Below are 10779 nucleotides of genomic sequence, written 5' to 3' on the forward strand. Positions count from 1 at the left end.
CCGGGGGCCGGTCTCACGGATTCAGGTCTATGAAATGTACAACAGTGATGATGCAGCAAAATTTGAAACTGCCAAACAAAAGTACATCGATTATGTTCAAAAGCTAACGGTACAGGAGTTCTTTATTTCTACTAAAGAAGATCTGATGGCTATCGCGCTTGACTGTCAGTATCATAACAAAGATAAGTTAAAACACGTCCTTGATTAAGAGCGCCATCCTTGGCACGTATGAACCCCTTCGCCTTTCAACCTCCCTGTCATGACGCTTTCGACATGCTGATAGCGACGATCCCTGGCGTCAGGATCTCACTGCTGCCCTGCATGCATGTAGGAAATCCGCTAAGCGTGTGTAAGAGTTCTCTTACAGTCGCGAGCTATTCGCTTGTTTTACCTGCAGTCGTGACGCTCCAGAAAGCCCTGGCCAACAGGGGTGTAGGCTGCGTTTAACTCCTTCTAACGATGCTTACTCAATACTACTCCAAGCCTAACCTGCGCTTGTTTTGTTCCGCCTTATTCACAAATTCCTTGACCCCTGACATGACCATAGCGAAATCGAATTTTTGATCACTATTACCCATCCGGCCTTGAGCCGCTAGCACTGCCGACTCATGAGGTCGGAACAGATCAGAATAAAACACGAAGTCCTTGTGGCTTCGTAATGCCAACCAATACTTATATTCGCTCCAGATATCTGATACTCCTAGTTTCTGGTATTCACGCCATAAATCCCTAATATTAACGAGTTCACTATTATGTAATTGAACTTCAGCCCCATCATGTATTTGCCGGGCAAAGCTATAGAAACGTACGACATCAAGATTCAGCGCATTCTTTATTCTGTGCTTCTGTATGAGGTCACGAAAATTGGGGATGAGTGCCACGATGACCGCCAACGTGGTCGCTACCGCAGCTGCGGCTGACCAAAAGTTCTCAGGTTTCAGTGTTTCGGCGATGAAAGACATGTGTTGATTTCCTCAGTAAGATATGGCCCAAGGTACCATGGGTGTGGAGTCACCATTCAATCGCTTCAACCTCTTCCCGCATCTCAGCATCAGCAATAGCATCTTCCAGCGCTTGCCGCTTGCCGGTGGCCGCGCCACTTAACGCAATCCACGCATCCGCCTTGGCAATCACCCGCTGCACTAGCTCGGCTTTATCCATGTCACGGGCGGTGGCGATGGCATCAATCAGCGGCGTGGGGGCTGCGCTATCCGCTTGAAACGCCCGCGCCTCTGACTCTTGCTTATCCCACGTCTTAGTTTCCGCGTCGGGGTAGTCCCGCAGGATGGCGTTTAGCTCGGCTATATAGCCGTCGCTGACCCGTTGCAGCGCCCGCTCTTTCGCCCGTTCCAACATCGCTGCCTTTTCTTCATCAGAGAACGGCACCACTTGCCGCGTCACAACTACCACTTGCCGTTCAGCATCCACCGTCAGCGTCTCATCGCCGTAGCGGTGTAGCTCATCCGGCAGCGGTGGCGATTCGTTGACTTCTGGCCACCACGCGGCGTCTTGCACGCCTAGCGCGGGGTCTGTCCATGACAGATCAGCAAGATCGGATTGGGATAAGCCGCGCAGGAACGGCGGCAACGGGGCGTGGCTGGCGGTGTTGTTTTGGACTTTGATCATGTGATTCTCCTTAGTAAAAAACCCATTCCACGACAAGCCCTCCAGGGCCGCCATGCATCCCGCCACCCGTATAGTTCATATCTAACTGACCACCAGCGCCACCGCCCATTACCCCTCCATCTCTTCCCTGACGGTCGCCAATGGGTCTAGTTGCTGGAGTTTCTCCCCAAGCTAGGAAGGAGGACATTTCTGGAGTATTATTAGAAAAATTAATAATGCTAGCAGACGGGGAGTATGCGTTATTTATTCCGCCCAAAGCCCCACCTTCTATACTCCCCCCGTCAGCGCCAGTGCCTCCTCCCGCGTTTTGGCCCCAGCCTCCACTTGCGCCGCCACCACCGCCACCAGGGCCGTGGGATTCGCCGGAAAACTCACCCGGAGAGCCACCCGCTAGACTTGAACTCGCACCATTCCCCCCATTGCCGTTAGGCCCTGCGGCTCCTCCACCTCCGAAATCTGTACCATCGCCGCCCTTGAAGTTAAAGTCGCCACCGCTGGCTCCACCCCCTGTTGGAGATTTGCCGCCCTCTCCAGTCAGTAGATAGTTGGCAAAGGAAGCTGTTGTATCTTCGGCATCAGCAGCCGGAGTGCTGCCACTGAATGGTGATTTCTTATCCCTGTATGCCTGCCCACCCTGACCAACGTTATACTCAATTGGCGTAACAGGTACAAACACCGCTATTGTTGCGCACCCGCCCCCACCACCGTTGGAGTAACATCCCGCACCGACAACAGTTACTCTCATCAATTTAGCCCCTTCAGGTGGGATTAAAACCCCGTCCCCAGGGGTCACAATACGAGTAATGTTGTAACGAAATAATGGGGGACGCGAGGCCTTACCTGATGTGGTAAGTCGGCGTGGTAGCCCCCCTAAACCATTACCAACAGCAGGAGCGCCTTTCATTCCATACGCATAGCTCATAACGCGCTCCTTAGTAGTCAGTGTATTCGGCGTGAAACACGATGCCGTTGGTCGCGGCCACCTGACTGCCGACATACAGCTTGTCTCCTGCTTCCAGGCGTAGCGGCGTTGTCTCGCTATAGCGCTCAAACGCGGTGACCGGAATCGATGTAGTGACGTTGACGGTAATTGCCTCCATCAATGCGCCATCAACTAGAGGCTTTGTGGTGCCCGCATCTTTACTGATCAATAGCACCAGCGAGGAGGCGGTAACCGTTGAACGGGGAATGGCGCTGAGCTTTGTTAGAATCGCGCCGTCCGCGCCTGCCGTTAGCAGCTCGACGGTATTGGTAGGCGCGTCGGTTGTGAGCGAGGCAGCGGCAGCGGTGGCCACGGCGGTGGCGGTTTTCGGGGTTTGGGCGAACGGTGCGGTGAACGTTTTAGGCATGATGTAATTCCTTAGAAACTTAGGGCGATGGCGTGGGCTTGGGCGATAGGGGTCTGCACCGGCTGCCAATCCGGGTTGTTGTCGCTGGGCGCACTAGCGGTGACGTTTGGCAAATCCACAAGCAGCACCCAAAAGCGGTTGTTATCTAGCACGGTAGCAGGCCGATTAAGCGCACCACTGAGGTCCGCATAGCGCCCCTTGAAGTTAGCCACCGATTCAGCGGCGGCTTGGGCCTGAGCGGCAGCGGTGGCGGATGCCGCCGACGCCTCAGATGCGTTGATAACCTCCTGCTTTTTCTGCTCCACAAACGCTAGCTGTTCGGCTGTCCAGCTCAGCGCAATCTCCATTTCCGATGTGATACCCGGAATCCACGCCGCAAACGCATCGGCGGCGGGAACATAAACATCTTCTTGCATTGAACGGTTGGGCGGCTCAGTGCCCAGCGGCGTAAAAGTGGGTATCTCGCTCATGTGATGATCCCTTTAATCTCAATAGCGCAATCGTCATAAGCTGCGTGTGGGTAGATGATGTCGAAACTTTTAAAGAGGCCATAAATCAGTGTTGGCTCATACTCTTGATAACCCACCCACGCCACGGGCGTGGCGCGGTATTGGGCTAGCGTCCTGTACAAACCGTTGGTTTGATTCTTCTCGACTAGCAGGTCGATAGAGCCTCGCTTAACGTAATCGCCTTTCTGAATATCAACGATGCCCCACTGGTCCTCTTCGACCCTGCTGTAGTCGAGAACGCCCACGCCAAGCCCCCACTGGGGCAACCCTAGGTTTTTGCCTTGGCCGATCAGACACAGCCCGCATGCCGCAGTGCCCGCGCCACTCTCAATGCTGATACGGATAGTGGCGGTGCCGTAGCTGGGCAGGTCGAGAAACGCTATGTCGGTACGGCGCTCAATGGGGGCAAACAGGTAGGCGTCCATATTGTTAATGCCCGTGTTTGCCGTGAGACTGCGGGTACGCTGCCACACCACACCCTCTACCGGGTCGTCCACTTCTGCCGTTACCGACACGCCCACCAGGCCAAACAGCACGATGTTGTTAACCACGCGCCCCGGCGCTATCTCAATCTGCAAGCCGGTGCCACTGCCCACCGGAAACGCTGCGTTGCCGGTGGTGAGCGTTCCCACGCGGCCATCGAACATGGCACGTGGGTTGGTGGCCATCACCCGCAACCACTTGGCGGGCTGGCCATCGGCAGCGGGTTTTAGGTTGTCAGGTGGGTAGTTGCCGGTGTTATTGGCTATCGCTGATTCATAGATGGTGTGGGTGTCGGGCACCTGCACCCGCGCCCCTTTCGCATACGTGGCACCGGGGTCATACGTGGCCGCGTCCTCCTGCGGCGTTTCCGGTGCGTTAGTCGCTACTAGGTTGTCGTCGGTAATGGCAATGGGCGGTATCAGCTTTGCGCTCATGCAGTCGGCTCCACGGTTTTCTCCACTGACACGCGCACGCGGTCTTGATCGTCCCAGCGCTCTAGCTGCCGCACCAACGCTTTCAGCGCTTTTAGGGCTTCCCGCTGCATGCCGCCTTGGGTTTTAGCGTGCTCGGTCAGCGCCTCGATGCGTTTCACCAGTACGGCCATCTCGCTGTTGCTGTTTTGCTGATTGATAAACGGCATGGGCGGCAGGTCAGGCATCGGCAACGCGGCAGGGCCGCGCAGCTCTACCGGTATGCTGCGGCCATTGGGAAGCGGAACAATGGCCTCTTCACCGTGAAGCTCGGCTAAGTGGCCGCTATCCGGGCCGCTGGCGATGCCGCCGTACCGGAACTGAGGCAAACCAAGCTCAGCGATCCTATCGGTTACATCCTGCTCATTTTTCCCCAGCGCCTCGGCAAGCTGCTTGGACGTAACCCCAGCCGCAATCGCTGCATTGCCAATAGCGACACCCGCCGCATCCCAGTCGCCACCGTTTCTGCCACGGCATTGTCGGCAAACTGCTTTATCTGCTCGTTTGTCAGCCCGCTATTGCTGCTGCCTGAGGAGCCGCCACCACCGCCGCCTGCACTACTAGACGCACTGCTAGCTGCAACGGCGGCCGCAATCGAGCCTTCTAATGCACCTATAGCGGTTTCAACACTCAGCACGCTTTGATTGACCTGAGACAACCACTCCTGTGTACCAAACTCGGCCTGAATAATCGCGGCCTGATCCACTAGCAGCTGATCCAGCTGGGCCATTTCCCGACTGTGCTGGATCTCGGCCGTTTCCATTTGCCGTTCAAGCGCCCGCAGGGATTGCTATTCAGTGCTGAGTTGCTCGTCGGTGAGCTGAGAGAGGTTGTAAATATCGTGGGCGGTGCCGACAAAATCCCGCTGGTAGTCGAGGAACGAACCAAACAAATGCTCTGAGGGTTCTGCTACTGCTGAGAGCGCGTCGTCTAGCTCGCGCTGGCTAGTGACTTCCCCAGCGGCAAGCATCCGCTGCAGCGTCGCTTGACCCTGTTCACGAGCAAACGCGGTGCCTGACTGCGTATTACGCAAGGCACGGTTGAGCGATTCAGCGATAGACTCCGTTTCCTGTATCGCGTCCTGCACCGTTTGCATGTTGCGGCTAATGCTGTCAGTCGTGGCGCGGTAGGCGTTTTCTAAAATCTGCCGCTCAGCGTTTACTGCCTGCTCTACCGCTTGGTAGGCCGTTTGCACGCCATTCATCAGCTGTTGCTGTGCCTGGGCGGCCTGTTCAGCGGCGGCTTGCTGTGCCTGGGCGGCCTGCTCAGCGGCGGCCTGCTGTGCCTGGGCAGCCTGCTCGGCAACGGCGCGCTCGTCTTTTATTGCCCAGATGCGTTCTTGCAAGGCGCGATTAGACTCGTGGATAGACGACAACTCACGCTCGCGAGTGCGAGCCAATAGCTCAGCATCGCGGCCCTGGGCTTCGAGCAGGTCGTTTTCTAACCGCCACTTTTCTTCCGCGATCGCGGCACTGTCATTGACGACGTTGGTTTTGCGCCTCCATTGCCGTGATGTACTGATCCAACGGTCCAATAACACTCATCACCGCTTGGCGTTGCTCGCGGCCTGATTGGGTCATCAGGTCGAACGATTCAACTAGGGCGCGCACCTCTCCGTCGGTTTGCGGCAGAGAGTAACCCATCGCACTAAAGCGCTGAGCGAGCTGCTGTTCTAGGTCGGCTAATTTCTCCTCTTCGGTGTAAAACGCATCGTAATACGCGGCGTTTTGCGCGGAGAGGTTCGCCATCCCGCCCGCTAGGCCTGCCATGGCATCAACGGCGTAAAGGGCGTCGTTGGATGTGGCATCAAACTGCAGTGATAGCTGTGCGCTGGCAGCATCCATCATGTTGATGCCGCCAACCAATGCTTCCAGCGTGGTCGCGAACTGCTCGGCATCGGCGCTGCGCAGAGACTCAGTAACCCGGACACCTGCAGCGTCTAGCGCTGCCAATGAGCGGTCTACCAAGGCAAACTGAATAATGTCTGCCGCATCCCCGCTGCGCAGGGTCATCGACTGCACAGCGTCCCGCATCGACTCCACGTCTGACGATCCCTGAGCCAGGGTAACGACCAGGTTATCCAGCTGGGCCGCGCTTTCGGCTAACTCCCATCCCCACTCGGCGCGTTTGTGCAGATTGGAATCATCCATTGGCCCGCCGTCAGCGCGGTGAAGCCGTTGGCTACCAGAGTGCGAAAAGCCGAGATCCCCCAGCTCAGACTGGGCATAGAAGCCGCCGTAGTAGAAGTCCTGCTCTTCCTGGGCGCGCATGGCATCTACACGCTGGCCTCGATTCATGCTGGATGCGTCAAACTGACTATCGCGAGTAACGAATTCACCCTGAAATGGCGTATAGCTACCGAACAGGGAGTCGACCACGTTACCGATAGCGGCGCCGATGCCTGCACCCACCGGACCGCCGATAGCAAAGCCGCCCGCCGCGCCGATGTTCTGGCCCCAGCTGGAGTTGGCTTGTTTGTCGGTGACCATGCCACTAATCGCATCACCGGCCATATTGCCAATCTGGTACGCCGCGTAGGCTGCACCCGCTGTCTGCATCAGGCTGCCAGCGCTGGACATAAAGCCGCCGCCCTGGGCAATGCCGCCGGTGGCAGCATTACCATATAGCCCGCCTTGGGCCGCGCCCGTTGAGGCGCTGCCGTACAGCGTGCCCGAGACAGCGCCGGTATTGGCCCCGGCGTATAGGCCGCTAGAGGCACTGGAGCCTCCACCACCAAACCAACCGCTCACGGTATCCCAGCCGCTTTGTAGTGCCTGGGGGTTAATGTTCTGTAGCGACATGCCAGATTGCTGGCCACCGGTGGTGGTACCACCACCCATTCCCATCATGCTCTGCAACTGAACAACAATAGGGCGGGTGATGGCCATATGGGCCATTTCTGCCAGCGTTTGATCCAACGCACGCTTCATGAGGTCGCCAGCGTTTAAGCTGCCGTCGATCGCGCCTTGCCACAGGTCGGCAAAGCCGTCATCTAACCGCCGTAGGCCGTTGAGGCGCAGCTCATCAAATGCACCTTCCATCGTGAACGCGGCGTCTACCGTCTTCGCGGCGAGGTCGTCGGTATCGTTCTGGGCTTCGATGTATTGCTGCTGGAGCAGCCCTATCATCTGAATATTTTCAGCGACGTTGCCGGTGCCCATGGCGATAGCCAGCGTTAGCGTCTGCATGTCTCGCGCTAACTGGACCACCTCGCGGCGGCCTGGGATAAGGCGGTTGCGTAGATCTTCAACCGCTGAGGCTTGGGCTTCGGTGGATTTGGTGAGTTCGTCAGCAGCTGCGGCGGCTTCGCGTGAAGCCGCCGCAACGGTTTCTGTGGAGGTACTGAGCGCATCAGCAGTGACCACCATGTCTTCTAACGCCTGAGCGCCAGCGCGATCAGCACTTGTGGCTTGCTCCCGGGCATCGCGGTTATTGCGAATCGCCGTTTGAAGCTCTACTTGGCGCGCCCACAGGCCTGCTAACGCTTCTGTTTGCTGGTCAACCGCGCCCGCTACGCTATCTGCCATGCCTTGGTGTGAGTTCTCGTAAAACGCTTGCCGTGCTTCCAGCTCGGTCAGTTGTGCCATGGCCTCTTGCGCCTGCAGAGACACGGCTTCAAGAGAAACCACCAGGTTGTCGTAAGTGGCATCCAGTGCGGCGGCGCTACCCTGTCGAATCGCATCGCTATTTGCATCAAGTGCATCCGTCGCGTTTTGGGACGCAACATCGACCAACCCAAGCTCTTCACGGAACATGAACAGCAAGCCGCCCGCGCCTACCAGCACTCCCCAGCGGGCCTCCTAGTAGCGCCATAGCACCGGATGCGGCTCTTGTGGCTCCTGCCAGTGCTGTCTGGGAAGCTGCCGCCGTTGTACTGAGGCCAGCCATTCTCGCTAGCGCGGCTTGATAGGCAATCGATTGCTGCGTAGCTGCCAACTTAGCGGCCGTGGCCGTGGCAAAAGCCCCCGCATAACGACCTGCCATCAGTGCCGCTAGCAGCGTGGCGGCATCTGTTACGTTGCCAATCACAACTTCAGCGCCGCCTAGCTCTTTCACCCAGCCATTCGCCGTTTGCAGGCCTTCGGTCAGAGACGGCACTAGCTCAGCCAGTATGGTTTGTGACAAGCCTTGCGCGGCAAACTGCAGCCGTGCCACCTCGTCGTTGTAGGTGGCCATAGCGGTGGCCGTATCTTGCGTGATGGTTAGCCCGAGCGCATCGGCTTCGGCGCGCATGGTGGCGATGGCATCGGTGCCGCTATTGACGATCTGGACCAGCTTAACGCCTTCGCTATCCCAGAGCTGTTGGGCTAGGCGCACGCGCTCGCTGCTGCTTTCCACGCCCTGCATGGCTTCCGCAATGCGTTCAAACTGCTCTTCTGGTGCTAGCTGGTTCAGCTCTTGAGCGCTTAGTTTGAGGCGGTCCAGCGCGGCCACGGCAACGCCGGTGCCCTGTGCCGCTTCAGCAATGCGGCGGGTTTGGCGCTGCCAAGCCGTCGTGAGCTGGTTAAATTCCACGCCGGAAAGGTTGGCCACGTAGTTATACTGGCTAAGCGCCTCAGTGCTGGCCCCAATACGCAGGTTGGTTTTATGGAGCTGGTCGGCCCAGTTAATTTGGCCCTGCAGGGTATTGGCGGCAAACATACCGGCAAATATCCCGGCGATAGGGGCCGCAGCGCGGCGCAATACCGCCAGCCCTTGGCTGGTGGCGTTTACATCTTGGTTAAACTGGCGGCTACGGCGCGAGCCGCGGTCGAAGCCTTGGTTGAGCTTGCCAAGTTCGTCATCCGTGGCTTTGATGGCCCGGATACCGCCGCTCGCATCTCCGGTAATGATCAAGCCAGCTTTGTAGTTCTGGGCCATGGGCAACCTCAAATAGCAGGCACAAAAAAACCCGCAATAGCGGGCTGGTTAAATTTTGGTCATTAAAAAACCCGCTCGGAGGCGGGTCTAGGCTTACTTTTCAAACTGTATATGTAGTGGCCCGGGCGTCATATGGCGCACATTAACGCAGCGCTCCCCCCTGTTATTGATGAACTCAATATTGTTTTCACCATCCACTACTGCTTTTGCAGCATCCATTTCCGACAAAGCAGGCTGTTCATTAATGCTGATTAGCACAAAGCCTGGATGGAGTATGCCATCCAGCTGTGATGCCGAATGCAGACTTACAACCCTTAGCCCTTCAACCGATTTCTTATAATTAGTCAACCAATCCGCCTCCCCCTTAACCCCTGCAAAGGCATCTTGATCCACCTCTAACTCAACTTCTTTTTCCTCGCCTGCCACCGTCAAAAAAGTAATCGAATTTTTGCCTGTTACGATGCGATCAACCACATCATCTTTCAGTGATGTAACCGGCTTCCCGTTAAACGATAAAACCATATCGCCAGTAGAAAGCGCTTTTGACAACGGGCTTGAAGCAGGAACCGTTGTCAGGCGCAGGGCTTTGTTACGCATCTGTTCAGGCTTTTTGTTTGCTTCATTTTTAAATACTACTCCAGCCAGCTGATCGCAAGAATTCTGATAAATGCTATTAATCATGCTAAATATTGCCGCGAGCATTGCGGCACTCACTGCCTGACCAATGGCAACTGCCCAAATGAAGACGTTAGGCTCCCTTACCGTCTCCATACGCCCAAAGCTATTGGGGCGCGTTACTTCAATAAATCCAGCGGCGTTAATCGCCACAATGCCTCCAATAATAGCTATCCCCGCTAATATCCATGCCAGCGTCACCCATCCAATCCAACGCTCTCTATCTGGTAACCTTGCGGCCATTACTCCCTCCCTTTATTCGATATCAAGGCGCTTTATACGCCACACCTTTCACTTCACGACTTACGGACGACCCACTCGTTCTACCAGCCAAACAGCCAAACCAGCATGAAGAAGAAGACCAAACCAACGATTGCCGCGGTCACCCACTCTGCTGTGGAGTGCTGCTTAGGCTCATGGGGTGACCACTGCTGTCGGCCCTTACCCAGACGTTCTGAGTAGGAAAGGCCCGTGCCAGGTGCGCTCACTCTGGCCCGAGTCCCCCGGGAACCAATGTTATAGCCGCCGTACTTATTCCCGATGCTAACGCTCGAGCTTTTTTTACCCAGATTGACGCGCACTCCTGGTGCGATTTTTACAGATTTTCGGAATTTCAGCCCCATCGCCTATTCCCCCTGGATCTTAGCGAGAATTCACGTTGTGTTATTCCCTGAAAGAGTCTCATAGCAGTCCAAGCCCTCTCGATTTACGGGAGATAACGCTATAAGCACTCAGCCACAACAAATACCCGTTGAGTTGCTTCAACAGGGAACTTAGGGAAGCTCTGAAAAAGTCACTGCCATCAGC

General features: G+C 56.4%; 13 protein-coding genes. 1 reads left to right on the forward strand and 12 read right to left on the reverse strand.

Annotated elements, in window-relative coordinates; all coding sequences use genetic code 11:
* Positions 1 to 208 (forward strand): hypothetical protein (locus B4967_RS18055; protein ID WP_207953613.1); only part of this gene is annotated, 208 nt, incomplete at its 5' end.
* Between the two features lie 265 nt (positions 209 to 473).
* Here the strand turns inward: B4967_RS18055 and B4967_RS09610 are convergent.
* The 12 genes from B4967_RS09610 to B4967_RS20310 form a co-directional block, all read right to left on the reverse strand.
* Entirely contained in the window at positions 474 to 962 is a 489-nt protein-coding gene (locus B4967_RS09610) for a hypothetical protein (RefSeq protein ID WP_083024948.1), read from the reverse strand.
* Between the two features lie 49 nt (positions 963 to 1011).
* Positions 1012 to 1626, reverse strand: a complete 615-nt coding sequence (locus B4967_RS09615; RefSeq protein WP_083024950.1) for a hypothetical protein — start codon at positions 1624 to 1626, stop codon at positions 1012 to 1014.
* A 932-nt stretch (positions 1627 to 2558) separates the two neighbouring features.
* Complete coding sequence (locus tag B4967_RS09620) at positions 2559 to 2975, reverse strand: hypothetical protein (protein ID WP_083024952.1); 417 nt, start codon at positions 2973 to 2975, stop codon at positions 2559 to 2561.
* An 11-nt stretch (positions 2976 to 2986) separates the two neighbouring features.
* Positions 2987 to 3445 (reverse strand): hypothetical protein, encoded by a 459-nt coding sequence (locus B4967_RS09625; RefSeq protein WP_083024953.1) that lies wholly within the window; start codon positions 3443 to 3445, stop codon positions 2987 to 2989.
* Positions 3442 to 4401, reverse strand: coding sequence for a hypothetical protein (locus B4967_RS09630; protein WP_083024955.1), 960 nt, complete (start codon positions 4399 to 4401; stop codon positions 3442 to 3444). Before B4967_RS09630 ends, B4967_RS09625 begins: the two co-directional genes overlap by 4 nt.
* Positions 4398 to 4766, reverse strand: a complete 369-nt coding sequence (locus B4967_RS09635; protein ID WP_083024957.1) for a hypothetical protein — start codon at positions 4764 to 4766, stop codon at positions 4398 to 4400. The genes B4967_RS09630 and B4967_RS09635 overlap by 4 nt, the downstream gene beginning before the upstream one ends.
* A gap of 23 nt (positions 4767 to 4789) precedes the next feature.
* Positions 4790 to 5200, reverse strand: coding sequence for a hypothetical protein (locus B4967_RS09640; protein WP_083024958.1), 411 nt, complete (start codon positions 5198 to 5200; stop codon positions 4790 to 4792).
* 27 nt (positions 5201 to 5227) lie between these two features.
* Entirely contained in the window at positions 5228 to 5971 is a 744-nt protein-coding gene (locus B4967_RS09645) for a hypothetical protein (protein WP_083024960.1), read from the reverse strand.
* Positions 5913 to 8222, reverse strand: a complete 2310-nt coding sequence (locus tag B4967_RS09650) for a coiled-coil domain-containing protein (protein ID WP_083024961.1) — start codon at positions 8220 to 8222, stop codon at positions 5913 to 5915. Before B4967_RS09650 ends, B4967_RS09645 begins: the two co-directional genes overlap by 59 nt.
* The gene (locus tag B4967_RS09655) at positions 8182 to 9297 is read right to left on the reverse strand and encodes a hypothetical protein (protein ID WP_083024963.1); all 1116 of its coding nucleotides are present in this window, start codon (positions 9295 to 9297) and stop codon (positions 8182 to 8184) included. The genes B4967_RS09650 and B4967_RS09655 overlap by 41 nt, the downstream gene beginning before the upstream one ends.
* Before the next feature lie 93 nt (positions 9298 to 9390).
* A complete protein-coding gene (locus B4967_RS09660; RefSeq protein ID WP_083024964.1) occupies positions 9391 to 10215 on the reverse strand; it encodes a Do family serine endopeptidase in 825 nt (274 codons plus the stop codon).
* 80 nt (positions 10216 to 10295) lie between these two features.
* On the reverse strand, positions 10296 to 10595 hold the full coding sequence (locus tag B4967_RS20310; RefSeq protein WP_083024966.1) for a DUF4236 domain-containing protein: 300 nt from the start codon (positions 10593 to 10595) through the stop codon (positions 10296 to 10298).
* Positions 10596 to 10779 lie beyond the last annotated feature (184 nt).

The organism is Vreelandella lionensis (genome assembly GCF_002087295.1).
GTDB lineage: Bacteria > Pseudomonadota > Gammaproteobacteria > Pseudomonadales > Halomonadaceae > Vreelandella > Vreelandella lionensis.

Bases quoted from the DNA above. Each gene is read 5' to 3' on its own strand.
- B4967_RS09610 (WP_083024948.1), bottom strand. From the start codon at position 962: ATGTCTTTCATCGCCGAAACACTGAAACCTGAGAACTTTTGGTCAGCC.
- B4967_RS09615 (WP_083024950.1), bottom strand. From the start codon at position 1,626: ATGATCAAAGTCCAAAACAACACCGCCAGCCACGCCCCGTTGCCGCCG.
- B4967_RS09620 (WP_083024952.1), bottom strand. From the start codon at position 2,975: ATGCCTAAAACGTTCACCGCACCGTTCGCCCAAACCCCGAAAACCGCC.
- B4967_RS09625 (WP_083024953.1), bottom strand. From the start codon at position 3,445: ATGAGCGAGATACCCACTTTTACGCCGCTGGGCACTGAGCCGCCCAAC.
- B4967_RS09630 (WP_083024955.1), bottom strand. From the start codon at position 4,401: ATGAGCGCAAAGCTGATACCGCCCATTGCCATTACCGACGACAACCTA.
- B4967_RS09640 (WP_083024958.1), bottom strand. From the start codon at position 5,200: ATGGAAACGGCCGAGATCCAGCACAGTCGGGAAATGGCCCAGCTGGAT.
- B4967_RS09655 (WP_083024963.1), bottom strand. From the start codon at position 9,297: ATGGCCCAGAACTACAAAGCTGGCTTGATCATTACCGGAGATGCGAGC.
- B4967_RS09660 (WP_083024964.1), bottom strand. From the start codon at position 10,215: ATGGCCGCAAGGTTACCAGATAGAGAGCGTTGGATTGGATGGGTGACG.
- B4967_RS20310 (WP_083024966.1), bottom strand. From the start codon at position 10,595: ATGGGGCTGAAATTCCGAAAATCTGTAAAAATCGCACCAGGAGTGCGC.